Genomic DNA, 24948 nt, shown 5'->3' with positions numbered 1-24948 from the left:
AGATATACGGAAGTAATAGTGAATAGATGAATTTTATTGTTCCGGGTTTACGGATATAGCGCAGGATTAAACAGATATGAGGCTATTAAACCGTCTCCATCAGTACCAGCGGCTCTGGGAACCCTCCTCGGGCGAGCCGCAGCAGGTTACCGTCGGCGAGCTGGCGGAGCGCTGCTTTTGCAGCGAACGCCATATCCGTACCCTGCTGCGCCAGGCGCAAGAATCCGGCTGGCTACGCTGGCAGGCCAGCTCTGGTCGCGGAAAGCGCGGGCTACTCCAGTTTTACAAAGCACCGGAAACGCTGCGCAATGAAATGATGGAGCAGGCGCTAAGTAAAGGACAGCAGCAAAACGCCCTCGAACTGGCGCAGCTGGCGCCTGTAGAGCTTAAAGCGCTGCTTTCCCCCTTTCTCGGCGGCCAATGGCAGAACGATACGCCTACCCTGCGCATTCCTTACTACCGTCCGCTGGAGCCGCTGCGCCCGGGTTTTATGCCGGGACGCGCGGAGCAGCACCTGGCCGGGGAGATATTTTCCGGCCTGACCCGATTCGATGCGCACAGTACCTGTCCGATAGGCGATTTAGCCCATCACTGGGAAGTATCGCCGGACGGTCTGCGCTGGCATTTTTATATTCGTTCAACCCTGTTCTGGCATAACGGCGATCCAATTAAGACCTCACAGCTGCAGCAGCGGCTTTTGATGCTGCTGCAGCTACCCGCGCTGCGTACGCTGTTCGCCAGTATTAGCGAGATTAACGTCACCCACTCGCAATGTCTGACCATCACCCTGCACCGCGCGGATTACTGGCTACCGTTCCGCCTTGCCAGCTACTGCAGCGTGCTGGCGCATCCGGACGATCCGGCGATCGGTAGCGGACCCTTTCGGCTAAAGTTATTTACCCCGGAACTGGTGCGGCTGGAAAACCATCAGCGCTATCATCTCACTCACCCGCTGCTGCAGGCCGTGGAATACTGGATAACGCCGCAGCTGTTCGAGCAGGATCTGGGCACCAGCTGTCGTCATCCGGTACAGATAACCATTGGCGATCCTGACGAGCTGACCAGGCTACGTCAGGTCAGCAACAGTATTAGCCTCGGTTTTTGCTATCTGACGCTGCGCCAGAGCCCTCGTCTTAACAAAGCGCAGGCGCAAAGGCTGGTCTCGCTGATTCATCGCTCCACCCTGTTAGAAACCCTGCCGCTGGATGAGGATCTGATCGCGCCAAGCAATGAAATATTGCCGGGCTGGTCTATTCCGCAGGGGCCTGAAAATTATGATACCCCTCTGCCTGAACGGCTTACCCTGCTCTATCACCTTCCCGTAGAGCTACACGCCATGGCGGAGCAGCTTCGGCAACGGCTGGCAGAGCAGGGCTGCGAGCTGACGATTATTTTTCATGATGCAAAAAACTGGGATGGCTGCGGGCACTTTGCGAAGGCAGACCTGATGATGGGTGACCGCCTGATCGGCGAAGCGCCGGTCTATGCTCTGGAGCAGTGGCTACGCTGCGACGCACTGTGGCCTAATTTGTTGACCGGGGCGCAATATGCGCATCTTCAGGCGACGCTGGATGCCGTTCAGGCCCTACCGGACGAACGCAGCCGCAGCGAAGCTTTGCGCAACGTCTTTAACAGACTGATGGATGATGCCATCACGACGCCGCTGTTCAATTATAATTATCGCATCAGCGCGCCGCCGGGGGTTAACGGGCTACGCCTCAACGCTCGAGGCTGGTTTGACTTCGCCAGCGCCTGGCTACCGGCCTCAGCGCCGTGACAGAGCTGGTGGTCGCGCCCATCAGGCGCTACCATATGCGCTTCACTTCGATTGTCAGGAATTATCATGAAACGCGCCGTAGTTGTCTTCAGCGGAGGACAAGATTCGACGACCTGCCTGGTGCAGGCTCTGCAACAGTATGATGAAGTGCATTGCGTCACTTTTGATTATGGCCAACGCCACCGCGCGGAGATTGACGTTGCTCGCGAACTGGCGCTGAAGTTGGGGGCCGTCGCCCATAAGGTCCTTGATGTCACGCTGCTTAACGAACTGGCGGTCAGCAGCCTGACCCGCGATAGCATTCCGGTTCCGGATTACGAGCCGGACGCCAGCGGTATCCCCAATACTTTTGTCCCCGGCCGCAACATTCTGTTTTTAACCCTGACGGCGATTTACGCGTATCAGGTTAAGGCGGAAGCGATTATCACCGGCGTTTGCGAGACCGATTTTTCGGGCTACCCGGACTGCCGCGACGAGTTCGTGCAAGCGCTGCACCATGCCGTCAGCCTCGGAATGGCGAAAGATATTCGCTTCGAGACGCCGCTGATGTGGCTTAACAAAGCCGAGACCTGGGCCTTAGCCGATTACTGGGGCCAGTTAGCGCTGGTGCGCCATGAAACCCTGACCTGCTATAACGGCATTAAAGGCGACGGCTGCGGGCAGTGCGCCGCCTGTAATCTACGCGCCAACGGCCTGAACCACTATCTTGGCGATAAGGTTGGCGTGATGACGGTGATGAAGCAGAAAACCGGGCTCCAGTAAGCGGTTATTTCCCGGCATCGCGGGCGGCAGAAGGCGCTTAGCCCGGTCAGATACGCAGCAGCGCCTTCGGGGAAATTGTGCAACTTTCTGCGCCCTCGCCCCGGGGGCGGCGCGATGCGCCTGCCCGGGCCACCGGAGCGCAGGCTACTGGGGACGTGTAGCCCGGGCAGGTGCGCAGCACCGCCTCCGGGACATCCCCCTCCGGCTGGCCGGTTAACGAGGCTCAAGCTGCTCCAGCTTCTCCCGCAGTTCGCCCTCCAGCGGCAGCGCTTTCTGCGTTTTTAGATCGATACAGACAAACGTGATAAGCGCATCGGCGACCACTTCGCCGTTAGGATTGAGGGTGACCACCTGGCTTAACGTCCCGCTTTTTCCATTGAGCTTTTCGAGCTTGCTGGTGACGGTTAACACATCGCCCAGAACCGCCGGTCGGCGATAGTTGATATTGATATTCACCACCACAAAGGCGATGTTGCGCGCGGTCATCCACTGGAAAGCCGGGCTGCTTTCCAGACCATCCCAGCGCGCCTCTTCGAGAAACTCCAGATAACGCGCATTGTTGACGTGCTGATATACATCCAGATGATAGCCGCGAACTTTGATTTGAGTCTGCATAGCGCGAATGCCTTATCTTTAATTGTTGTTTTGAGGTCAGAGGTCACACCACTTGTGTGACCTCTTCATTCTGGCAAATAATAACGACTGTGCAAACTTCCGCTGAAAATTTACAGCTTCAGATGTGACAGGTTTCTCTCTACCAGCGAGTTGCCCATACCGGGGACCTGCTTAAGGTCGTCAACGGTTTTAAACGGCCCGTACTCTTCGCGATAGCTCACGATAGCCTGCGCTTTCTTCAGACCGACGCCATTCAACGCCTTAGCCAACTCCTCCGCGCTGGCGTGATTAATACTCACTCTGGTGCCTTCACTATCGGCCGCGTTTAACCCATCCGGCGCTTTTGCCTGCGGCGACTGCACGCTCTCCTTTACCGTCGCCGACGCTTTACCCGCAGAGGGCGCCGCCTGCGCTATCTGACTCCCCGCCGCGCAAACCAGTACCGCGGCAATAAGCGATTTCATTCCTCGTTTCATGCTGTTATCTCCTTGTTTGTTGACAGCAAGAGCACGATAACGACGAGGGAAAAAGAGTACAAAAGGCAAAATGCAGAAATGGAAAAGGCCGCGAAAGCGGCCTTTGAGGATTACATTACGTTACTTGCTTTTGCGAAGCAGCGCGAAATTATTGTTGCTGGTCGATAATGTCGCCGACCTTAATTTTGGCCGCTTTACGCAGGTTGCTCATCAGCGCTTCGAAAGCGATCTGGGCGTTATTCTGGGTGATCCCCTGAATCATCGCTTTTTTCTGCTCTTCCGGCATCGTACCCGCTTTCACTTCCTCCAGCGCCAGCAGCACCACGTTGCCCTGCAGATCGGAGCCCACGCCGTAGCTTGGCTTACCCGACTGCGGCAGCGGTAGCGCAAAGACTGACTGGCTCAGCGCTTCCTGACCGGTGCGTGACAGCGTCTGCGGCGCGCCAAAGCTCAGGCCCGCGGCTTTCATCGCTTCATCGCCTTTACCCTCTTTCAGGGCCGTCAGCAGCTTATCGGCGTCCAGCTTCGCCTGCTGTTCCGCTTTGTTGCGCTTAACGATATCGCTCACCTGCGCTTTCACATCCGCCAGTGGCTTAACCGCCTCCGCTTTATGCTCGCTGATGCGCAGAACAAACGCGCGATCGCCGTCAACGGTGATGATATCGGAGTTGCTGCCCGGCGTGCCGTTGTCGCCAACCAGACCGCCGTTGAAGATGGCTTCAGAGACCGGCTTGAAGTTCAGCTCTTGCGGCAGGCTGTCGCGGCCAAACCAGCCGGTTTCAACCACTTTCAGACCGGCAACCTGGGCGGCGCCCGCCAGCGACTCATTATCGTTGCTCGCCGCGTCGCTCACTTTCTGCTGCAGCGCGTAGTACGCATCCAGCGCTTTTTCCTGCTTCACTTTCGCCGCGATATCATCGCGAACCTCAGCCAGCGGTTTAACCTGAGCGGGCTGAACGTCATCCAGACGCGCCACCAGGAAACCGACGGAAGATTTAATTACGCCTGATAGCTGGCCTTTTTCTTTCAGACCGGCCTCTTTCAGCTCCGGCACGGTAGCCGCATCTTCCAGCCAGCCCATATCACCACCGTTGCGGGCAGAGATGATATCGGTTGATTTTTCTTTGGCCAGCGCGGCGAAATCAGCGCCTTTTTTCAGCTCATCAAGCACCGCCTGAGCATCCGCTTCGGTTTTGGTCTGGATGATGCTGTAGCGGTTACGCTGCGGCTGAGTGAACTGATCCTGATGCTGGTCGTACCATGACTGAATTTCTTCGTCAGAGGCGTTTTCCTGCATGCTCGCAGCGTCCATCTTGATATAGCTTACGCGGAACTGCTCCGGGGCCATAAAACGCGCCTGATTCTGCTGGTAGAAGGCGTTGATTTCATCGTCGGTAGCGGTTTGCTTCGCCGCCAGCGCGTTCACGTCGATAGTCGCTTCACGGACGACGCGCTGTTGAGAAACCAGCGCCGCCAGCTGGTCGGATTCGCCCGGCAGCATAAAGTCGGTACCGGCTACGGCGTTGATCAACTGCTGAGTCGTCAGCTGATTACGAAGCGCCTGCGCGTACTGATCCGTCGTCATCCCCATCTGATTAACGATACGGCTGAAGCGCTCGTTATCAAATTTGCCATCCGCCTGGAAAGCCTGGGTCTGGAAGATCGCCTGCTTGACCTGGTCATCGCTGATATTGAGACCGAGCTCACGGGCGTACTGATCGAGCAGCGCTTCGTCAATCAGACGGTTCAGCACCTGCTGACGCATGGTCTTCATGTAATTTTCATTAGCCGCCAGCTCTGAGAACTGGTCGCCAAGCTGCTGCTGCATGCGATTACGCTCGCTGGCAACGGCATTCTCAAACTGTGTGCGACCAATCTCCTGGTCATTAACTTTTGCGGCATAGTTGTTGCCACCGCCAATCAGGTAACCACTCACCCCGGTCAAAATGAACGAGACGATAATGATACCGAAAATAATCTTGAGCACGACGCTGTTGGCGGCCGTGCGTAGGTTGTCCATCATGGTGTAACAACGCTCCGCTGTAGATGACTTTAGCTCGCGCAGCATAGCATGTGATGGCCGCCGCGCGTGAGGACGTATTTTGACAAGAAAACGGGGTGATTGTCAGCCCACAAGTGCGTATAAACTCACATTAAGTCGCATTCTGGCAAATAAAAAAGGCACATCTTGCGATGCGCCCTTGTACTTCGTCACAGACCCCAGTGGGGAAGTCGATCAGTTTACCGCGTCTTTCAGCGCTTTACCTGCGCGGAAACCCGGAACTTTAGCAGCAGCAATGGTGATTTCTTTGCCTGTTTGCGGATTGCGACCAGTACGGGCAGCGCGCTCTTTAACAGCAAAAGTACCAAACCCTACCAGCGCAACGTCATCTCCAGCCTGCAGAGATTCAGTAACAGAAGCGATTAAAGCATCTAACGCACGTCCAGCTGCGGCTTTAGAAATGTCCGCACCGGCAGCAATTTTGTCAATCAGTTGAGATTTATTCACTGTTCTCTTCCTCTCTTTATAATTTATATCGCACCAGAATCCTTCGTGGCGCGACCGCGCAGCAGTTATATCAGGACTGTCATGCCCTTACAACAGAGTTGTAATTGACCCCCCTGCCAGCGATCTAAGTTAGCTACACAAAAAAAGGCTGGCAAGTACGAATTTACTTACCAGCCCTATTTTTCTTAGCGCTATTTGCGCGAAATCACTATTTTGCCGTGACGACTTCCATTCCAAACGGTTCGTTCTGCAGCGCAAGTGCCAGAACTTCCTCGATTCGTTTCACCGGATGGATATCTAAATCGGCGATAACGTTATCCGGAATTTCTTCAAGGTCGCGTTTATTTTCATCAGGAATCAGAACAGTCTTAATGCCGCCGCGATGCGCGGCCAACAGTTTTTCCTTCAGACCACCAATCGGCAATACCTGGCCACGGAGGGTAATCTCACCGGTCATCGCCACGTCGGCGCGTACCGGATTACCCGTCAGGCAGGAAACCAGCGCGGTGCACATCGCGATACCGGCGCTTGGACCATCCTTCGGCGTAGCGCCTTCCGGCACGTGAACGTGAATATCACGTTTTTCGTAAAAGTCTGAGTTAATACCCAGCTTATCCGCACGTGAACGAACCACCGTCAGCGCCGCCTGGATGGATTCCTGCATGACTTCACCCAGTGAACCGGTGTAGGTCAGTTTGCCTTTACCCGGAACGCAGGCGGTTTCAATGGTCAGCAGATCGCCGCCCACTTCCGTCCACGCCAGTCCGGTCACCTGACCTACGCGGTTTTCGCTATCCGCACGACCATAGTCGTAGCGCTGCACGCCAAGGAAATCGTGCAGGTTGTCGCCGTTAATCTCGATGTGTTTCAGCGACTTATCCAGCAGAAGCTGTTTCACCGCTTTGCGACACAGTTTCGAGATTTCACGCTCCAGACCACGCACGCCCGCTTCACGGGTGTAGTAGCGAATGATGCCGATAATCGCGCTGTCATCCACCGTCAGCTCGCCTTTCTTGAGCGCGTTACGCTCAATCTGTTTTGACAGCAGATGGCGTTTGGCGATGTTTAGCTTCTCATCTTCGGTATAGCCGGAGAGGCGGATCACTTCCATACGATCCAGCAGCGGCGCCGGGATGTTCATGGAGTTAGAGGTCGCAACGAACATCACGTCGCTGAGATCGTAATCCACTTCCAGATAGTGGTCGTTAAAGGCCACGTTCTGTTCCGGATCCAACACCTCCAGCAGCGCCGAGGCCGGATCGCCGCGCATGTCAGAAGACATCTTGTCGATCTCATCCAGCAAGAACAGCGGGTTTTTAACGCCCACTTTAGCCATTTTCTGGATCAGTTTGCCCGGCATTGAGCCAATATAGGTACGGCGGTGACCGCGGATTTCCGCTTCATCACGCACGCCGCCCAGCGCCATACGCACATATTTGCGTCCAGTTGCTTTGGCGATGGATTGGCCGAGAGAGGTTTTACCTACCCCCGGAGGCCCAACCAGGCACAGGATCGGCCCTTTGAGCTTGTTAACACGGCTCTGCACCGCGAGGTACTCAAGAATGCGATCCTTCACGCGCTCAAGGCCGTAGTGATCGGTATCGAGGATCTCCTGAGCCTGACGCAGGTCTTTTTTAACCTTGCTGCGAGCGTTCCACGGTACCTGCACCATCCAGTCGATGTAGCCGCGAACGACGGTCGCTTCCGCCGACATCGGGGACATCATTTTCAGTTTTTGCAGTTCCGCTTCGGTTTTCTCTTTTGCCTCTTTCGGCATTTTCGCCGCGTCGATCTTACGCTTCAGCGCTTCGTTCTCGTCCGGGGCGTCGTCCATCTCGCCGAGCTCTTTTTGAATGGCTTTCATTTGCTCATTCAGATAGTACTCGCGCTGAGATTTCTCCATCTGCTTTTTCACGCGGTTGCGAATACGCTTCTCCACCTGCAGCAGATCGATTTCCGACTCCATCATCGCCATCAGATATTCCAGACGCTCGTTCACGTCGGACATCTCCAGCACGGACTGTTTGTCCGCCAGCTTCAGCGGCATATGCGCAGCGATGGTATCCGCCAGACGCGCCGGATCGTCGATGCTATTGAGCGACGTCAGCACTTCCGGTGGGATTTTCTTGTTCAGCTTGATGTAGCCTTCAAACTGGCTGATGGCGGTACGAACCAGCACTTCCTGCTCGCGTTCGTCAATCGCCGGCGATTCAAGATATTCCGCTTTCGCCGAAAAATGCTCGCCGTTATCAGACAGCGCAGAGATGCGCGCGCGCTGCAAACCTTCGACCAGCACTTTAACAGTACCGTCCGGTAGCTTCAGCATTTGCAAAATAGACGCCACGGTCCCGACGGTGAAAAGATCGTTTACACCCGGCTCATCCGTCGAGGCTTCTTTCTGCGCAACCAGCATGATTTTTTTATCATGGTCCATGGCTGCTTCGAGACAACGGATAGATTTTTCCCGCCCTACAAACAGGGGTATGACCATGTGCGGATAAACCACCACATCGCGCAACGGCAATACGGGGATTTCAATGCGTTCAGAACGCTCAGGATTCATAGAGCTCTCTCTTAGTTTAAAGTCCGCCAGGTAGCCGACGACGCAACTCAACGACGCGTCGCCGTTAATATGTAAACCAGTATATGGGGATGTATTCCATACATTCAACGGCGGGAATGCAGGAAAAATAAAAGGGGAGATAAAATCCCCCCTTTTTGTTAACTGCTTGAGCAAACTGGTTAATTATTCACCAGACGCCTGCTGCGCTTCCGGTTTGCCGTAAATCAGCAGCGGCTTGCTCTGACCATCGATAACCGAAGCGTCGATGACCACTTTTTCCACGTCTTCCATTGACGGAAGATCGTACATGGTATCGAGCAGCGCGGCTTCAACGATAGAACGCAGGCCACGAGCGCCGGTTTTACGCGCCATCGCTTTCTTCGCGATAGCGTCCAGCGCTTCGTCGCGGAACTCCAGCTCAGCGCCTTCAAGGCTGAACAACGCCTGATACTGCTTAGTCAGGGCGTTTTTCGGCTCTTTGAGGATCTGAATCAGTGCTTCTTCGCTCAGCTCGCTCAGGGTCGCCACGACCGGCAGACGGCCAATGAACTCAGGAATCAGACCAAACTTGATCAGATCTTCCGGTTCAACCTGAGACAGCAGTTCACCTTCGCTGGCTTTATCGGACTTCGCCTTCACCGTCGCGCCGAAACCAATGCCGGAGCCGGTTTCTACACGGTGGGAAATGACCTTATCCAGACCGGCAAACGCGCCGCCGCAGATAAACAGGATTTTAGAGGTATCAACCTGCAGGAACTCCTGCTGCGGATGCTTACGCCCGCCCTGCGGCGGAACCGCGGCCACGGTACCTTCAATAAGCTTCAGCAGCGCCTGCTGCACGCCTTCGCCGGAAACATCGCGGGTGATCGACGGGTTATCCGATTTACGGGAAATTTTGTCAATCTCATCAATGTAGACGATACCGCGCTGGGCTTTCTGTACGTCGTAGTCGCACTTCTGCAGCAGTTTCTGGATGATGTTCTCCACGTCCTCACCCACGTAACCGGCTTCGGTCAGGGTGGTGGCATCCGCCATGGTGAAAGGCACATCCAGCAGACGCGCCAGGGTTTCCGCCAGCAGCGTTTTACCGGAGCCGGTCGGCCCGATCAGCAGAATGTTGCTTTTACCCAGTTCAACGCCGTTGCTGGTGTCGCCATTGCGCAGACGTTTGTAGTGATTGTATACCGCCACCGCCAGCACTTTTTTCGCCGGCTCCTGGCCGATAACGTAATCGTCCAGATGGTGGCGAATTTCGTGGGGAGTCGGCAATGCACTGCGCTCGCGATGCGGCGCGACTTCTTTAATTTCTTCGCGAATGATGTCGTTACATAAATCAACGCATTCGTCGCAGATATACACGGACGGCCCGGCGATTAGCTTACGCACTTCATGCTGGCTTTTGCCGCAAAAAGAGCAGTACAACAGTTTGCCCGAACCATCTTTGCGTTTATCTGTCATGAGTCCAAACCTCTTATTAAGTTCTTTGTGCCGCACACGACGACGCAAATGCCATTCTCAGGCGCAAACCGCTGGTAAGCGTTGTGCCGCCCTCTTACAAACAAGTATAGCGGCCCCCTTGCGCCCGGGGCATCAATTACGATGAGTCAAAATGGAGTCGACGAGGCCGTATTCCACTGCTTCTGAGGCAGACAGGAAACGATCGCGCTCGGTATCACGCTCGATCTGCTCAAGGGATTGACCCGTATGATGTGCCATCAGTTCATTCATGCGGCCTTTCACTTTCAGGATTTCGCGGGCGTGGATTTCGATATCCGTCGCCTGGCCCTGATAGCCGCCCAGCGGCTGGTGAATCATCACGCGGGAGTTCGGCAGGCAGAAACGCTTACCTTTAGCCCCTGCGGTCAGCAGGAAGGCGCCCATCGAAGCCGCCTGCCCCATACAAATGGTGCTGACGTCCGGTTTGATGAACTGCATCGTGTCGTAAATCGACATCCCGGCGGTAATCACGCCGCCCGGAGAGTTAATGTACAGATAGATATCTTTTTCCGGGTTTTCCGCTTCCAGAAACAGCATCTGCGCCACGATCAGGTTAGCCATGTGATCTTCTACCTGGCCGGTCAGAAAAATGACGCGCTCCTTGAGCAGACGGGAGTAAATATCAAATGAACGTTCGCCGCGTGAGGTCTGTTCAATGACCATCGGCACCAGGGCCATATGGGGTGCAAAGTTGTCTCGTTCGCCACTGTATGACATTTCCGTCTCCTGGATTAATTTGAAAAAAACCGCTGCACTGATTGTAACCTTACGGACGGATTATCAGCCAGAATTTCTGCCGTTGGGCAGAAGTGCATAGATGCACGCTTCATTACGGCGCATGGTTATGCCACTGCAGTTACGTCTCCCGGTTATGGGGATGACGTTGCCTTAATTCAAGCATAACAATCTTTTGTCGTAACGCTATCACTGAAATCGCCTTTTCGCACGTATCCTAAGGCTATCATTGCAATAAAAAAACCCGCGGCCTTTCGGCAACGGGTTTTTACTCAAACCTTAAACCTTGGGGCGAAATTACGCCTGCTGGTTCATCAGTTCGCTGAAGGAAGTGGCTTTTTCAGACACTTTCGCTTTCGCCAGCACGGCTTCAACAGCCTGCTCTTCCAGCGCGACGTTGCGCATGTTGTCCATCAGCTCTTTGTTTTTGCTGTAGAACTCAACCACTTCTTTCGGATCTTCGTAAGCAGAAGCCATCTCTTCGATCAGGCCTTTCACGCGATCTTCGTCAGCTTTCAGCTCGTTGGTGCGAATCACTTCGCCCAGCAGCAGGCCAACAACAACGCGGCGTTTAGCCTGCTCTTCGAACAGCTCACGCGGCAGTTCCAGAGCCTGTTGTTCGTTACCGCCGAAACGCTGAGCAGCCTGGCGGCGCAGAACGTCGATTTCGCTGTCAATCAGCGCGGCTGGAACGTCGATATCGTTCGCTTTAACCAGACCTTCGATAGCCTGAGATTTCACGCGGTTACGCACGGCGCCTTTCAGCTCGCGCTCCATGTTTTTACGCACTTCAGCGCGCAGACCGGCGACGGAACCATCTTCAACGCCGAAACGCTTGATGAATTCTTCAGTCAGCTCCGGCAGTTCACGTTCTTCAACTTTCTTCAGGTTGATAACGAACTTAGCCGCTTTACCTTTCAGGTTTTCAGCGTGGTACTCTTCCGGGAAGGTTACGTCGATGGTGAACTCTTCGCCAGCTTTGTGACCTTTGATACCGTCTTCAAAGCCCGGGATCATACGACCCTGGCCCATCGCCAGTACGAAGTCAGAAGCTTTGCCGCCTTCGAACTCTTCGCCGTCAACGGAACCGGTGAAATCAACGGTAACGCGATCTTCGGCATCAACAGCGCCGTCTTTATCTTTCCAGTTAGCCTGCTGCTTGCGCAGAGTATCCAGCATGGTGTCAACGTCAGCGTCGGTCACTTCAACAACCGGTTTTTCAACTTCGATCGCTTCCAGACCCTGCAGTTCAACTTCCGGATAAACTTCGAACTCGACCGCGTAGGTGAAATCTTCACCCAGCTTGTATTCGCCCGGAACATAGTTCGGCGCGCCGGCCGGATTAATTTTTTCTTTGATGATCGCGTCAACGAAGTTACGGCTCATCAGGTCACCCAGCACGTCCTGGCGAACAGATGCGCCATAACGCTGAGCAACAACATTCATCGGCACTTTGCCTTTACGGAAGCCGTCAATGCGAACTTTTTTCGCTACGTTGACCAGCTCGCTTTTGACAGCATTCTCGATGCTGTCAGCGGCGATAGTAATCGTTACACGGCGCCCAAGGCCCTGAGTGGTTTCAACTGAAACTTGCATCTTGTTACCTCAAAAAAATCACAGTGCTCGGTCAACTCTGGAAGCGCGAACAGGTTGCTTCGCAGAACCGGGATGCCCTCTTCAAATCAGAAACACATTCCCTGTCGTCAGAATCATCCCGAAGACATTCATAATAAAAGACGCGGCATTATAGCGGCATCACTTTTGTGAGTCGAGAACGGTTGTCGCCCACTGCTGCGGCTTTTTTCACATTTCCCGAGCAAATTTGCCTGTAAAAAGGCGCAAACTGCACATTTTCCAGGCAAAACAAAACGGCCCGCAGGCCGTTTTCTCATAAATCTTCACGCAACATACTGGAAAAGCTCCAGCGGTTGCAAATGCGATTTCTACGCGATACTTCCAGCCCCGCGACAAGGAGGAGAAGCAAAGACGGTATCCTGTAGCCCTTCCCACTCTTTGATTGTGTAGGTATGCAACGCCAGAGCGTGCACGGTGCTTGATAGTTCCTCAGTCAACGTTCCGTAAATCATACGGTGACGATTAAGAAAACGCTCGCCAAGGAAGCGATCGCTCACCAACACCACTTTAAAATGACTTTCAGAGCCCGCAGGAACGTTGTGGCGATAGCTTTCATCCACGACTTCAAGATACACCGGGTCGAACGCTGCCCTAAGTTTTGCTTCGATCTGTTCACGTATCATCATGAATTTTCTCCTCCGACAACGCTGTATTGCCGCCATTCCCTTTAAATGTTAGCCGCTTTTACCGCTTCCATTGGGCGAAAACAACAAAAAATTGGCATTCCTCTGATATTTTCACGCAAAAGTATCGGCTTTACTGGTTCGGTATCCTGAAAGCCCCGCCTGAGTTGCGATATGCGATGCCGCAAGGACAGAAAACGCACAAGACGATGAATTTACATGCGTTGCCACTTCCCCTTGCCGTTGGCGATGTTATGATGGCGGGAATTGTCCTCATTACTACTCCCATGCGTTGAGACCCTGAACATGTTTAAGAAAATTCTTTTGCCTTTGGTCGCGCTGTTTATGCTGGCCGGATGCGCCACTCCGCCGACCACTATTGATGTATCACCGAAAATCACCCTGCCGCAGCAGGATCCCAGCCTGATGGGCGTGACCGTCAGCATTAACGGCGCCGATCAGCGCCCGGATCAGGCGCTGGCGAAAGTCACTCGCGATAACCAACAGGTTACGCTGACCGCTTCCCGCGACCTGCGTTTCTTACTGCAGGAAGTCCTTGAAAAACAGATGACCTCGCGTGGCTATATGATTGGTCCGAACGGCGCCGTTGACCTGCAAATCATCGTCAATAAACTGTACGCCGACGTTTCTCAGGGTAACGTGCGTTACAACATCGCCACCAAAGCCGATATCGCCATTATCGCCACCGCCGCCAACGGCAACAAGATGACCAAAAACTATCGTGCCAGCTACTCTGTTGAAGGCGCATTTCAGGCCTCGAACAAGAATATCGCCGATGCGGTTAATAGCGTGATGACCGATACCATTAGCGATATGGCGCAGGACACCAGCATTCACGATTTCATCAAGCAAAACGCTCGTTAATTTAAGCGGCAGACCCGGCCCCGCGTCGGGTCTGCACGACAAGACATGTCCAATCATTACTTACGCATTTTTACGCAGCCAAAATCAGCGATCCTGCTGATTCTTGGTTTTGCGTCTGGATTACCGCTCGCCCTGACCTCAGGCACGCTGCAGGCGTGGATGACCGTTGAAAATATCGATCTGAAAACCATCGGTTTTTTCTCTCTCGTCGGCCAGGCCTACGTCTTTAAGTTCCTCTGGTCGCCGCTGATGGACCGCTACACGCCGCCGTTTCTTGGCCGTCGTCGCGGCTGGCTGCTGGCTACCCAATTTCTGTTACTGATTGCCATTGCGGCGATGGGATTCCTTGAACCCTCCACGCAGCTGCGCTGGATGGCGGCGCTGGCGGTCGTCATCGCCTTTTGCTCCGCGTCTCAGGATATCGTGTTTGACGCGTGGAAAACTGACGTGCTGGCCGCGGAAGAGCGAGGCACCGGCGCGGCAATCAGCGTGCTGGGCTATCGTCTGGGGATGCTGGTCTCCGGCGGACTGGCGCTATGGCTGGCCGACCGCTGGCTAGGATGGCAGGGAATGTACTGGCTGATGGCCGCGCTGCTGATCCCCTGCATTATCGCCACGCTGCTGGCCCCGGATCCCAGCGACGTCATTCCTGTGCCGAAAACGCTGGAACAGGCGGTTGCCGCACCGCTTCGCGACTTCTTCGGTCGCAATAACGCCTGGCTAATCCTGCTGCTTATCGTCCTTTATAAGCTTGGCGATGCGTTTGCCATGAGCCTGACCACCACATTCCTGATTCGCGGCGTCGGTTTCGATGCTGGCGAAGTGGGGATGGTCAATAAAACGCTCGGCCTGTTCGCCACGATTGTCGGCGCCCTGTACGGCGGCGTGCTTATGCAGCGCCTGACCTTATTCCGCGCGCTACTGATTTTCGGCGTGCTGCAAGGAGTATCCAACGCCGGATATTGGCTGCTATCTATTACCGATAAACACCTTTTCTCCATGGCGACGGCGGTATTTTTCGAAAACCTGTGCGGCGGGATGGGCACCGCGGCGTTCGTCGCGCTGCTGATGACGCTGTGCAACAAATCCTTTTCAGCCACCCAGTTTGCCCTGCTCTCGGCGCTTTCCGCCGTCGGGCGCGTTTACGTCGGCCCTATCGCCGGCTGGTTCGTCGAGGCTCACGGCTGGCCTGCCTTCTATCTTTTTTCCGTCGTTGCCGCTGTGCCGGGTATTTTGCTGCTGTTAATTTGTCGGCGTACCCTGGAACACACCCAGCGGTCAGAGAGTTTTATGCCGCGTACGTTCTTTCCTCAGATCTACGGGCTGGCTTTAATGATTCTGGCGGTTGGCTGCCTGATGCTGGCGGTATGGCTGGTGCTGCTGGTGTTCAACGCGCTGGATTACACCAATTTCTCCTTCCTCGCGGGCCTGCTGGAGATCGCCGTACTCACCGCCGTTGCGGGTATTTTACTCGGCGCTTTCCTTGACTACCTGGCATTACGCAAAACCGAGCTGATTTAATCGTTACAGAAACGTTAGTGGACGTTGTAATTACCAAGCGTAATTATAACGTCTTATTAACGATTTTATATTCATGGCGCTGAGTTTGTTGTTTTGTGCGTTTTAGATTTCTGGAAATTATTGACAATTTTTATGCGAATCTTTAAATAATTTAAACGATTCAGCTTTACTGTTTTTATTTTCCGCTTTTATGATGTCTTTTATTTGATAATTAATTGTTAATTATTTGTGTTGTTTTGCAGGTGGTTATGCTCATTCTCTTATAAACCCCTTGGTTCTTATCCCTTTCGTTATCAATCCCGCGTAAATCAAGGTTTGCAAGGGATAATGTCACACTCCGTAACATATGTGACAAGGCAAGCAGAAGCCACTAACATAGAACAGACACAGCTCCAACTATGTTTACAGTAATGCAACCTTCCCGTAAAATGCCCGTACACTTTAAGCGCCACCAGATTCCGTGGAATTGAGGTCGTTCAATGAGACTTAGGAAATACAATAAAAGTTTGGGATGGATGTCATTAATCGCAGGCACTGTATTACTCAGTGGTTGTGATTCTGCACTCCTCGACCCAAAAGGACAGATTGGACTGGAGCAACGCTCTCTGATTCTGACGGCCTTCGGCCTGATGATGATCGTCGTTATTCCAGCCGTCTTGATGGCAGTAGGATTTGCCTGGAAGTATCGTGCGAGCAATAAAGATGCGAAGTATAGCCCGAACTGGTCACACTCCAACAAAGTTGAAGCTGTGGTCTGGACGGTTCCTATCCTGATCATCCTGTTCCTGGCCGTTCTGACCTGGAAAACAACTCACGCATTAGAGCCGAGCAAACCGCTTGCTCACGATGAAAAACCTATCACTATCGAAGTCGTTTCGATGGACTGGAAATGGTTCTTCATCTATCCGGAACAAGGTATTGCTACCGTCAACGAAATCGCCTTCCCGGCGAACGTACCGGTACACTTCAAAGTGACCTCCAATTCCGTGATGAACTCGTTCTTTATCCCACGTTTAGGTAGCCAGATTTACGCAATGGCCGGGATGCAGACTCAGCTGCACCTCATCGCGAATGAAGCTGGTACTTACGACGGTATCTCCGCCAGCTATAGCGGCCCGGGCTTCTCTGGAATGAAGTTCAAAGCTATCGCCACGCCGGATCGTGCAACCTTCGATCAGTGGGTAGCGAAAGCCAAACAGTCTGCGAATACCATGGATTCCATGGAAACATTCGACAAACTGGCTGCGCCTAGCGAATACAACAAAGTGGAATACTTCTCTAACGTGAAACCGGATTTGTTTAAAGATGTTGTTAACAAATTTATGTCTCACGGTAAGAGCATGGATATGACCCAACCCGAGGGCGAGCACGCAGCGCACGAAGGAATGGAAGGCATGGACATGAGCCACGCGGAAACCGCTCACTAAGGGGCCGAGGAAGAAAACGATGTTCGGAAAACTTACACTGGATGCAGTGCCCTACCATGAACCCATTATTGTGGTTACGGTGGCTGCAATTATCATTGGGGGACTGGCGCTTCTGGCAGCCATCACTTACTTCGGTAAGTGGTCCTACCTTTGGAACGAGTGGCTGACTTCGGTTGACCACAAACGTCTCGGTATCATGTACGTTATCGTAGCAATCGTTATGTTGCTGCGTGGCTTTGCTGACGCCGTTATGATGCGTAGCCAGCAGGTGCTGGCCTCGGCCGGGGAAGCAGGTTTCCTGCCGCCTCACCACTACGATCAGATCTTTACCGCCCACGGCGTTATCATGATCTTCTTCGTAGCGATGCCGTTTGTTATCGGTCTGATGAACCTGGTGGTTCCGCTGCAGATCGGCGCACGCGACGTTGCTTTCCCCTTCCTTAACAACCTGAGCTTCTGGTTCACCGTTGTGGGCGTGATTCTGGTTAACCTCTCTCTGGGCGTCGGTGAATTCGCGCAGACCGGTTGGCTGGCCTATCCGCCGCTGTCGGGAATCGAGTACAGTCCGGGCGTCGGGGTCGATTACTGGATCTGGGCTCTCCAGCTATCCGGTATTGGTACAACGCTTACCGGTATTAACTTCTTCGTAACGATTATCAAGATGCGTGCCCCTGGCATGACCATGTTCAAGATGCCGGTGTTTAGCTGGGCATCTCTGTGCGCCAACATCCTGATTATCGCCTCCTTCCCAATTCTGACCGTCACCGTCGCGCTGCTGACCCTGGACCGCTACCTGGGCACCCATTTCTTTACCAACGATATGGGTGGCAACATGATGATGTACATCAACCTGATTTGGGCCTGGGGTCACCCGGAAGTGTACATTCTGGTTCTGCCGGTATTCGGCGTCTTCTCCGAAATCGCCGCGACCTTCTCGCGTAAGCGTCTGTTTGGCTACACCTCGCTGGTATGGGCAACAGTGTGTATTACCGTTCTGTCGTTCATCGTTTGGCTGCACCACTTCTTTACTATGGGTGCGGGCGCGAACGTAAACGCCTTCTTCGGTATTACGACCATGATCATCGCTATCCCGACCGGGGTTAAGATCTTCAACTGGCTGTTTACCATGTACCAGGGCCGCATCGTCTTCAACTCAGCGATGCTGTGGACGATTGGCTTTATCGTGACCTTCTCCGTAGGCGGTATGACCGGCGTTCTGCTGGCGGTACCGGGCGCAGACTTCGTGCTGCACAACAGCCTGTTCCTGATCGCGCACTTCCATAACGTCATCATCGGCGGCGTGGTGTTCGGTTGCTTCGCAGGTCTGACCTACTGGTGGCCGAAAGCCTTTGGCTTCACCCTGAACGAAACCTGGGGCAAACGCGCTTTCTGGTTCTGGATCATCGGCTTCTTCGTCGCGTTTATGCCGCTGTACGTGCTGGGCTTCATGGGTATGACCCGTCGCCTGAGCCAGCAGATTGACCCGCAGTTCCACCCGATGCTGGTTGTTGCAGCCTGCGGCGCGGCGCTGATCGCCTGCGGTATCCTCTGCCAGCTGATTCAGTTCTACGTGTCTATCCGCGATCGCGAGCAGAACCGTGACCTGACCGGCGACCCGTGGGGCGGCCGTACGCTGGAGTGGGCAACCTCTTCTCCTCCGCCGTTCTACAACTTCGCTATCGTTCCTGTGGTTCACGAGCGTGACGCGTTCTGGGAAATGAAAGAGAAAGGCGACGCGTACAAGAAACCGGCTGGCTATGAAGAGATTCATATGCCGAAAAACAGCGGCGCGGGCATCGTTATTGCTGCTTTCGCAACGGTGTTTGGTTTCGCAATGATCTGGCACATCTGGTGGCTGGCGATTGCAAGCTTCGTCGGTATCCTGGCGACCTGGATTATTAAGAGCTTTGACGAGGACGTGGATTACTACGTGCCGGTTGCAGTAGTCGAAAAACTGGAAAATCAGCATTTCGATGAGATTAACAAAGCAGGGCTGAAAAATGGCAACTGATACTCTTGCGCATAACGCCCACGCGCACGAACACGGGCACCATGATACAGGACCGATGAAGGTATTCGGTTTCTGGATCTACCTGATGAGCGACTGCATTATCTTCGCCACTCTGTTCGCGACCTATGCCGTTCTGGTGAACGGCACGGCGGGCGGACCGACCGGTAAAGATATTTTCGAACTGCCGTTCGTTCTGGTTGAAACCGCGCTGCTGCTGTTCAGCTCCATCACCTACGGCATGGCGGCTATCGCCATGTACAAAAACAACAAGAGCCAGGTGGTTTCCTGGCTTGCGCTGACCTTCCTCTTCGGGGCAGGGTTCATCGCGATGGAACTCTATGAATTCCATCACCTGATTGTTGAAGGTATGGGTCCGGATCGCAGCGGCTTCCTGTCAGCGTTCTTCGCGCTGGTCGGTACCCACGGTCTGCACGTGACCTCTGGTCTGATCTGGATGGCGGTGCTGATGGTACAGGTTTCTCGTCGCGGCCTGACCAACACTAACCGCACCCGTATCATGTGCCTGAGTCTGTTCTGGCACTTCCTGGACGTCGTGTGGATCTGCGTGTTCTCTGTTGTTTATCTGATGGGGGCGATGTAATGAGTCATTCTACCGATCATAGCGGCGCTTCTCACGGCAGCGTGAAGAGCTACATGACAGGTTTCATCCTGTCGATCATTCTGACGGTTATCCCGTTTGCAATGGTGATGAGTGGCTCCGCATCGCATGCGGCTATTCTGGGAACCATCCTGGTCACTGCAGTTGTGCAGATTGTCGTACACCTCGTGTACTTCCTGCACATGAACAGTAAATCGGACGAAGGTTGGAACCTGACCGCATTTATCTTCACCGTAATCATCATTGCTATCGTAGTTGTCGGTTCCATCTGGATTATGTGGAACCTGAACTACAACATGATGATGCACTAAGAGCGGCGAGTATGTTTAAGCAATACCTGCAAGTAACGAAACCAGGCATTATTTTTGGCAACCTGATCTCCGTGATTGGCGGTTTCCTGCTGGCCTCAAAGGGCCACATAGACTATCCGCTTTTCATCTGGACGCTCCTCGGAGTATCCCTGGTGGTCGCCTCGGGTTGTGTTTTCAACAACTATATCGACCGTGATATCGATCGTAAGATGGAACGGACGAAAAACCGGGTGCTGGTCAAAGGGCTGATCTCGCCAGAAGCTTCGCTGGTATACGCCACCCTGCTGGGTATTGCTGGCTTCATGCTGCTGTGGTTTGGCGCTAATCCCCTCGCCTGCTGGCTGGGGGTGATGGGGTTTGTGGTTTATGTCGGCGTTTACAGCCTGTACATGAAGCGCCACTCCGTCTACGGCACGCTGATTGGTTCTCTCTCCGGCGCTGCGCCGCCGGTGATTGGCTACTGTGCGGTGACCGGTGATTTTGACAGCGGCGCCGCTATTCTGCTGGCTATTTTTAGCCTGTGGCAGATGCCTCACTCTTACGCTATCGCGATTTTCCGCTTCAAGGATTATCAGGCGGCGAACATTCCGGTACTGCCGGTAGTGAAAGGTATTTCAGTGGCTAAAAACCATATTACCGTCTACATCATCGCCTTTACCGTTGCGACGCTGATGCTCTCTCTGGGCGGCTACGCCGGATATAAATATCTGGTTGTCGCTGCGGCAGTGAGCGTCTGGTGGCTGGGGATGGCGCTGCGCGGATACAAAGTGGCGGATGATAAAGTTTGGGCGCGTAAGCTGTTCGTCTTTTCCATCGTCGCCATTACCGCGCTGTCGGTGATGATGTCCGTCGACTTTATGGTGCCGGATTCACATAACCTGCTGACGATGGTCAGATAAGACCACCTTCTGCAAACGCTCAGCAGCCTCCGCTCGCAAGACCGGGGGCTGTTTTTTTATCACGCAACCTATTGTCCCTCCCCTCCCCCAGGTTCTCTTCAGATAAAAATCATCTTCATCGGTTCATCTCCAGTCCAGCGTTATCAATCATTCAATGATGATGTTCATATAAAAATGATAAAGAAATCAGCATCCGGGGGAGGTTGCCATCTGGTTTACCTCTATTTAGCGGTGTTAGCCTTTCGCGGTGAGTACGGTGCTCACTGATGACAATCCGTTGAATAAAGGAATAAAAATGAAAGAGTTAACTTTTAATGAAATGGAATATATTTCCGGTGGTTTTAATCTGCTGAATGCGGCTACTGGCTTTACCAGCTTTGTCGTCAACTCCGGGCTTGGCTTCGGATCTTTTGTCGCCACCTCAGGAGCCTCTTTCGCGAATTTTGTGATTGATAGCGCCGTAGAATTTGGCAAGTTCGTTATCGGTCAGTCTAACTGGAACACCTTTGTGTCTGCGGGGTTGGATAACTGGAATGGCTTTGTGAACACTGCCGCCAATAGCTGGTCAACCTTCGTGAACAACGCTGGGGCGGACTGGAATAGCTTTATCGACGGCGCGAAAGCCTGATATATCAGGCAGGTTCCGTTCAGAACCTGCCTGCCTCTTCCGCGGCTATCCAACCAACATCGCCTGGGCGCTATAGAGCAAATCCAGATGCTCGCGGCACAGGGCTTCAATCGAGGTTCTTGACTGATGGCTGGTTAAGCTCAGCGCTCCCCAGTAAATCCCTTCCCGGTCTGACAGCGGTACGGCCAGTACCAGCATGCCAATTTCAAACTCTTGCTCAATTGCGGCATATCCCTGGCGGCGCACCTGGGCGATCTTCTCCATCAGGGCCGTAACGTCGGTTACCGTATAGGGCGTGCGCTGTTCGCGTTTGATCCGTTGCAAAACGGTTTCGCACTCGGCTTCCGCTAATGACGCCAGCCAGAGCCGCCCGCCGGCGGTACAGTAAATCGGCACCCTCTCACCCAGGCGCACTGAGGTCGAATTAAACGGCGTGTGCTTACTGCGCGCGATATACACCAGCTCATCATCATCTATCACCCCCACTGAAGCGTGCTCTTCCGTCCGGCTGGCGATGTACTCAACGATCGGCCGTACCATGCGCGGGAACTGCGCCGAGTCAACATACGCCTGCCCCAGCCTTAACGCTTTGGGCGTCAGCCAGTAGTAGCGTCCGTCGGTTTGCAGGTAGCGCTCGTGCAGCAGAGTAAGGAAAAACCGCCGCGCGGCGCTTTGCGTCAGGCCGCTCATTTTCGCCGCCTGCGGCACGGTGAGTCGCGGGTGCTCTTTTGAAAATAGCTGGATCAGCGCCAGCCCCTTTTGCAGGCCGACGATCAGATCGCGGGGATGAATCTGGTTTTGCATACTTGTTCACACTTTCGCAACAATAAGATCGGTTTAGCGCGATTATCGCAGTGGTGGTGCGATTAACAACCAGTATGGCCGAATTCTGCGTTGTCGCTCTCAGCTTCGGCTGAAATACTTTCACAACATTCATTTAACAAAATGAGGTTTGAAATGGTCAGTGGATTCACTCAGGTCGTCGCCGTCATCGGTCACCCGATTACCCAGGTTAAATCGCCGGAGAATTTCAACCGCTACTTTGCCGACCAGCAGATGGACAGCGTCATGATCCCGGTGGATATCGCCCCGCAAGCCGTTGCTGACTATCTGCAGGCGCTACGCGGCTGGCATAACATGAGCGGCGTGCTGGTCACCGTTCCGCACAAACAGCGCGCCGCCGCCCTGGTCGATGAGTTAACCCCGCGAGCGCAGCATCTCAATGCCGTCAACGTCATCCGTAAGCTGGCCGATGGCCGTTTACAGGGCGACATGCTCGACGGCGTCGGCTTCCAGCTTGCCGCAGAGGCGCACGGCTTTAACGCCGCAGGTAAAAAAGCGCTGCTCTCAGGCTGCGGCGGCGTCGGCAGCGCCATCGCGTGGGGGCTTTGCGAAGCGGGCCTCCGTCAACTGGCGCTTTATGACCCGAATCCCGCCACGCTTCAGCTGCTGCATAACCGGCTGGCCACCCATTTTCCGCACGTTCACCTAACCGATCTGCCCGCGACGCTCAACGGTCTGGATGTGCTGGTGAACGGTTCTCCGGCGGGAATGGCCGGTTTCGATCCATTACCGCTGCCGCAAACGCTGCTGGAAACGCTGCCGGTATCAGCGCATGTCGCGGACGTGGTAACCGCCCCGGTTATCACCCCGCTTCTGGCCTTCGCCCGGGATCGCGGCTGCGCGATTCAGACCGGGCCGGAAATGGCGCTGGCGCAGATGAAATTAATGGGGCAGTTCATTGGCGCCATTGCGCAGGAACAGGGAGCGGCGGCATGAAAAGCTGGGACGTCATCGTTATCGGCAGCGGCGCCGCAGGCTTTGCCGCGGCGGTGACCGCCTGCTGTAAGGGGCTGTCGGTGCTGATGCTGGAAAAAGCCCCGCAGTTCGGCGGCACCTCCGCCATTTCCGGCGGCGCGGTGTGGATCCACGATAGCGATCAGGCGCGGAAAATGGCCGCAGGCGGCAGCCCGCAGGAAATCGAAACCTATCTGCGGACCATCATCGGTGAGCCCAACTATCGTCAGGATCTGATCGAAGCCTTTATCGCTTCGGGACGCGAGGCGCTGGCGTTTCTGGAAAAAGAGGAGGCGGTGAAATATAGCCTGCGTCCGCTTTCTCCGGATTATTACCCGGATGAACCCGGTGCCGTCGACGTCGGGCGGGCGCTGGAGGTGGTGGAGTTTGACGGGCGAGAACTGGGTGAGCATTTTCGCGACCTCCGCTCTCCTCCACCGGGGATGCTGCTGTTTGGCGGGATGATGGTCAATCGCATCGATATCCAACACTTTCTTGATATGCGCCGCTCCCTTAGCTCGTTCGCGCACTGCGGCAGACTGCTGCTGCGCTATGGTCGCGATCGTCTCCGGCACCATCGGGGCACTCGCCTGGCGATGGGCAACGCGCTGATCGCCCGCATGGCGACGCTCGCTTTCCGCAAAGGCATGCAGCTCAGACTCAACGTCAACGTGCTTTCACTGAGCGAACGCAATGGCGAGGTGACCGGCGTAGAAATTGAGCACGAGGGTCAAAAGCAGGCTCTTGAAGCCCGCTGCGGCGTGGTGCTGGCAGCCGGAGGTTTTGCCGCAGGCAAGCTGGCTGAACGCTACCGCCCCCAGACCCGCGAGCACTATACCATGTCCCCCGCTGCCAACGACGGCGCCGCGCTGCGCCTTGCCGCCGCGCTCAATGCCCGCGAAGGCGCTGACCTGCCGTCTAACTTTTTCTGGGCGCCGGTCTCCGTTTTACACCATGCCGATGGCACGCAGGAGCGCTTCCCTCACCTGGTCACCGATCGCGCCAAACCCGGCGTGATTGCCGTCAACCAGCGCGCGGTGCGCTTCGTGAATGAATCCAACTCTTATCACCACTTCGCCAGCGCCATGCAAAGCCGGGCAGAAAACGCCCCCTGCTTTCTGATTTGCGACGCCCTTGCCATGAAGCGCTACGGCCTCGGCCTGGCGCGCCCTGCCCCGGTAAATAATGACGCGCTGGTGAAAGCGGGCTATCTGCACAAGGCCGATACGCTGTCAGAGCTGGCGCAGCGCCTCGGACTCGATCCGCAAACCCTCGGGGAAACGGTGGCGCGCTATAACCGCGACGCCGCTCAGGGCCAGGATGCGGAATTCGCTAAAGGCGGCAACAGCTATAACCGCGCGATGGGCGACCCCGGCCACCGGCCAAACGCCTGTAACGCCCCGCTGACCCGCGCGCCGTTTTATGCCGTCACCCTCTATACCGGCGATCTCGGTACCTCGCGCGGTCTGGTGACTACCGCCGATGCTCAGGTGATTAACCAGCAGGGTGAACCGATTAAAGGCCTCTACGCCGTGGGTAACGATATGAATTCGATGATGGCCGGAACCTATCCCGGCCCCGGCATTACGCTCGGCCCGGCGCTGACCTTCGGCTATCTCTCAGCCAGCCATATGGCGCAACAACACGCACTGTAAACA

Annotated in this window: 22 protein-coding genes; 12 read left to right on the top strand and 10 right to left on the bottom strand. The window is 54.7% G+C overall.

What is annotated here, in order from left to right; genetic code table 11:
- Window positions 1-76 precede the first annotated feature (76 nt).
- Together KOSB73_RS08850 and queC are read left to right on the top strand one after the other, a co-directional pair.
- The gene (locus tag KOSB73_RS08850; protein WP_098140395.1) at window positions 77-1777 is read left to right on the top strand and encodes an SgrR family transcriptional regulator; all 1701 of its coding nucleotides are present in this window, start codon (window positions 77-79) and stop codon (window positions 1775-1777) included.
- Between the two features lie 66 nt (window positions 1778-1843).
- Entirely contained in the window at window positions 1844-2539 is a 696-nt protein-coding gene (gene queC, locus KOSB73_RS08845; protein WP_049088798.1) for a 7-cyano-7-deazaguanine synthase QueC, read from the top strand.
- A 213-nt stretch (window positions 2540-2752) separates the two neighbouring features.
- On the opposite strand, the gene KOSB73_RS08840 is transcribed toward queC, so the two are convergent.
- The 9 genes from KOSB73_RS08840 to bolA form a co-directional block, all read right to left on the bottom strand.
- Window positions 2753-3154, bottom strand: coding sequence for a YbgC/FadM family acyl-CoA thioesterase (locus KOSB73_RS08840; RefSeq protein ID WP_004135982.1), 402 nt, complete (start codon window positions 3152-3154; stop codon window positions 2753-2755).
- 110 nt (window positions 3155-3264) lie between these two features.
- Complete coding sequence (locus tag KOSB73_RS08835) at window positions 3265-3630, bottom strand: helix-hairpin-helix domain-containing protein (protein ID WP_024359043.1); 366 nt, start codon at window positions 3628-3630, stop codon at window positions 3265-3267.
- Between the two features lie 148 nt (window positions 3631-3778).
- On the bottom strand, window positions 3779-5653 hold the full coding sequence (gene ppiD / locus KOSB73_RS08825) for a peptidylprolyl isomerase (protein WP_024359044.1): 1875 nt from the start codon (window positions 5651-5653) through the stop codon (window positions 3779-3781).
- A 213-nt stretch (window positions 5654-5866) separates the two neighbouring features.
- Window positions 5867-6139, bottom strand: a complete 273-nt coding sequence (gene hupB, locus KOSB73_RS08820; protein WP_002444653.1) for a nucleoid-associated protein HU-beta — start codon at window positions 6137-6139, stop codon at window positions 5867-5869.
- 208 nt (window positions 6140-6347) lie between these two features.
- The gene (gene lon, locus KOSB73_RS08815) at window positions 6348-8702 is read right to left on the bottom strand and encodes an endopeptidase La (protein WP_004099539.1); all 2355 of its coding nucleotides are present in this window, start codon (window positions 8700-8702) and stop codon (window positions 6348-6350) included.
- A gap of 183 nt (window positions 8703-8885) precedes the next feature.
- A complete protein-coding gene (gene clpX, locus KOSB73_RS08810; RefSeq protein ID WP_004099538.1) occupies window positions 8886-10160 on the bottom strand; it encodes an ATP-dependent protease ATP-binding subunit ClpX in 1275 nt (424 codons plus the stop codon).
- 132 nt (window positions 10161-10292) lie between these two features.
- Window positions 10293-10916 (bottom strand): ATP-dependent Clp endopeptidase proteolytic subunit ClpP, encoded by a 624-nt coding sequence (gene clpP / locus KOSB73_RS08805; RefSeq protein ID WP_003021624.1) that lies wholly within the window; start codon window positions 10914-10916, stop codon window positions 10293-10295.
- Between the two features lie 315 nt (window positions 10917-11231).
- A complete protein-coding gene (gene tig / locus KOSB73_RS08800) occupies window positions 11232-12530 on the bottom strand; it encodes a trigger factor (RefSeq protein ID WP_004129807.1) in 1299 nt (432 codons plus the stop codon).
- Window positions 12531-12877: 347 nt separating this feature from the next.
- Window positions 12878-13195 carry a transcriptional regulator BolA gene (gene bolA, locus KOSB73_RS08785; protein WP_004133447.1) on the bottom strand — a complete coding sequence of 106 codons (318 nt, stop codon included), beginning with the start codon at window positions 13193-13195 and terminating at the stop codon, window positions 12878-12880.
- Between the two features lie 303 nt (window positions 13196-13498).
- On the opposite strand from bolA, the gene KOSB73_RS08780 reads away from it, so the two are divergent.
- The 8 genes from KOSB73_RS08780 (at window position 13499) to KOSB73_RS08745 (ending at window position 21493) form a co-directional block, all read left to right on the top strand.
- Complete coding sequence (locus tag KOSB73_RS08780) at window positions 13499-14077, top strand: lipoprotein (protein WP_004129805.1); 579 nt, start codon at window positions 13499-13501, stop codon at window positions 14075-14077.
- A 45-nt stretch (window positions 14078-14122) separates the two neighbouring features.
- Window positions 14123-15598: a muropeptide MFS transporter AmpG gene (gene ampG, locus KOSB73_RS08775; RefSeq protein WP_049088796.1), complete on the top strand. Its 1476-nt coding sequence runs from the start codon at window positions 14123-14125 to the stop codon at window positions 15596-15598.
- A gap of 479 nt (window positions 15599-16077) precedes the next feature.
- On the top strand, window positions 16078-17025 hold the full coding sequence (cyoA, locus tag KOSB73_RS08770) for a cytochrome o ubiquinol oxidase subunit II (RefSeq protein WP_004129799.1): 948 nt from the start codon (window positions 16078-16080) through the stop codon (window positions 17023-17025).
- 19 nt (window positions 17026-17044) lie between these two features.
- On the top strand, window positions 17045-19036 hold the full coding sequence (gene cyoB, locus KOSB73_RS08765) for a cytochrome o ubiquinol oxidase subunit I (RefSeq protein WP_004133450.1): 1992 nt from the start codon (window positions 17045-17047) through the stop codon (window positions 19034-19036).
- Window positions 19026-19637 (top strand): cytochrome o ubiquinol oxidase subunit III, encoded by a 612-nt coding sequence (locus tag KOSB73_RS08760; protein WP_004129790.1) that lies wholly within the window; start codon window positions 19026-19028, stop codon window positions 19635-19637. Before cyoB ends, KOSB73_RS08760 begins: the two co-directional genes overlap by 11 nt.
- Entirely contained in the window at window positions 19637-19966 is a 330-nt protein-coding gene (locus KOSB73_RS08755) for a cytochrome o ubiquinol oxidase subunit IV (RefSeq protein WP_004099523.1), read from the top strand. The genes KOSB73_RS08760 and KOSB73_RS08755 overlap by 1 nt, the downstream gene beginning before the upstream one ends.
- Before the next feature lie 11 nt (window positions 19967-19977).
- Window positions 19978-20865: a heme o synthase gene (gene cyoE, locus KOSB73_RS08750; protein ID WP_004133451.1), complete on the top strand. Its 888-nt coding sequence runs from the start codon at window positions 19978-19980 to the stop codon at window positions 20863-20865.
- A gap of 295 nt (window positions 20866-21160) precedes the next feature.
- A complete protein-coding gene (locus tag KOSB73_RS08745; protein ID WP_004133452.1) occupies window positions 21161-21493 on the top strand; it encodes a hypothetical protein in 333 nt (110 codons plus the stop codon).
- A gap of 45 nt (window positions 21494-21538) precedes the next feature.
- Here KOSB73_RS08745 and KOSB73_RS08740 read toward each other — a convergent pair whose 3' ends face one another.
- Window positions 21539-22297, bottom strand: a complete 759-nt coding sequence (locus KOSB73_RS08740; RefSeq protein WP_004133453.1) for an IclR family transcriptional regulator domain-containing protein — start codon at window positions 22295-22297, stop codon at window positions 21539-21541.
- Between the two features lie 153 nt (window positions 22298-22450).
- Here KOSB73_RS08740 and KOSB73_RS08735 point away from each other — a divergent pair, with 153 nt between their 5' ends.
- Both KOSB73_RS08735 and KOSB73_RS08730 read left to right on the top strand, forming a co-directional pair.
- Window positions 22451-23272 carry a shikimate dehydrogenase family protein gene (locus KOSB73_RS08735; protein ID WP_024359047.1) on the top strand — a complete coding sequence of 274 codons (822 nt, stop codon included), beginning with the start codon at window positions 22451-22453 and terminating at the stop codon, window positions 23270-23272.
- The gene (locus KOSB73_RS08730) at window positions 23269-24945 is read left to right on the top strand and encodes an FAD-dependent oxidoreductase (protein WP_049087386.1); all 1677 of its coding nucleotides are present in this window, start codon (window positions 23269-23271) and stop codon (window positions 24943-24945) included. Before KOSB73_RS08735 ends, KOSB73_RS08730 begins: the two co-directional genes overlap by 4 nt.
- The last annotated feature ends 3 nt before the right edge of the window (window positions 24946-24948 follow it).

The organism is Klebsiella grimontii, from assembly GCF_900200035.1.
In the GTDB taxonomy this organism is placed as follows: Bacteria; Pseudomonadota; Gammaproteobacteria; order Enterobacterales; family Enterobacteriaceae; genus Klebsiella; species Klebsiella grimontii.
Note: the sequence above shows the minus strand (reverse complement) of the source record. Positions and strands in the feature narration are given on the sequence as shown.

Bases quoted from the DNA above. Each gene is read 5' to 3' on its own strand.
- KOSB73_RS08850 (WP_098140395.1), top strand. From the start codon at position 77: ATGAGGCTATTAAACCGTCTCCATCAGTACCAGCGGCTCTGGGAACCC.
- queC (WP_049088798.1), top strand. From the start codon at position 1,844: ATGAAACGCGCCGTAGTTGTCTTCAGCGGAGGACAAGATTCGACGACC.
- KOSB73_RS08840 (WP_004135982.1), bottom strand. From the start codon at position 3,154: ATGCAGACTCAAATCAAAGTTCGCGGCTATCATCTGGATGTATATCAG.
- KOSB73_RS08835 (WP_024359043.1), bottom strand. From the start codon at position 3,630: ATGAAACGAGGAATGAAATCGCTTATTGCCGCGGTACTGGTTTGCGCG.
- ppiD (WP_024359044.1), bottom strand. From the start codon at position 5,653: ATGATGGACAACCTACGCACGGCCGCCAACAGCGTCGTGCTCAAGATT.
- lon (WP_004099539.1), bottom strand. From the start codon at position 8,702: ATGAATCCTGAGCGTTCTGAACGCATTGAAATCCCCGTATTGCCGTTG.
- clpX (WP_004099538.1), bottom strand. From the start codon at position 10,160: ATGACAGATAAACGCAAAGATGGTTCGGGCAAACTGTTGTACTGCTCT.
- clpP (WP_003021624.1), bottom strand. From the start codon at position 10,916: ATGTCATACAGTGGCGAACGAGACAACTTTGCACCCCATATGGCCCTG.
- tig (WP_004129807.1), bottom strand. From the start codon at position 12,530: ATGCAAGTTTCAGTTGAAACCACTCAGGGCCTTGGGCGCCGTGTAACG.
- bolA (WP_004133447.1), bottom strand. From the start codon at position 13,195: ATGATGATACGTGAACAGATCGAAGCAAAACTTAGGGCAGCGTTCGAC.
- KOSB73_RS08780 (WP_004129805.1), top strand. From the start codon at position 13,499: ATGTTTAAGAAAATTCTTTTGCCTTTGGTCGCGCTGTTTATGCTGGCC.
- ampG (WP_049088796.1), top strand. From the start codon at position 14,123: ATGTCCAATCATTACTTACGCATTTTTACGCAGCCAAAATCAGCGATC.
- cyoA (WP_004129799.1), top strand. From the start codon at position 16,078: ATGAGACTTAGGAAATACAATAAAAGTTTGGGATGGATGTCATTAATC.
- cyoB (WP_004133450.1), top strand. From the start codon at position 17,045: ATGTTCGGAAAACTTACACTGGATGCAGTGCCCTACCATGAACCCATT.
- KOSB73_RS08760 (WP_004129790.1), top strand. From the start codon at position 19,026: ATGGCAACTGATACTCTTGCGCATAACGCCCACGCGCACGAACACGGG.
- KOSB73_RS08755 (WP_004099523.1), top strand. From the start codon at position 19,637: ATGAGTCATTCTACCGATCATAGCGGCGCTTCTCACGGCAGCGTGAAG.
- cyoE (WP_004133451.1), top strand. From the start codon at position 19,978: ATGTTTAAGCAATACCTGCAAGTAACGAAACCAGGCATTATTTTTGGC.
- KOSB73_RS08745 (WP_004133452.1), top strand. From the start codon at position 21,161: ATGAAAGAGTTAACTTTTAATGAAATGGAATATATTTCCGGTGGTTTT.
- KOSB73_RS08740 (WP_004133453.1), bottom strand. From the start codon at position 22,297: ATGCAAAACCAGATTCATCCCCGCGATCTGATCGTCGGCCTGCAAAAG.
- KOSB73_RS08735 (WP_024359047.1), top strand. From the start codon at position 22,451: ATGGTCAGTGGATTCACTCAGGTCGTCGCCGTCATCGGTCACCCGATT.
- KOSB73_RS08730 (WP_049087386.1), top strand. From the start codon at position 23,269: ATGAAAAGCTGGGACGTCATCGTTATCGGCAGCGGCGCCGCAGGCTTT.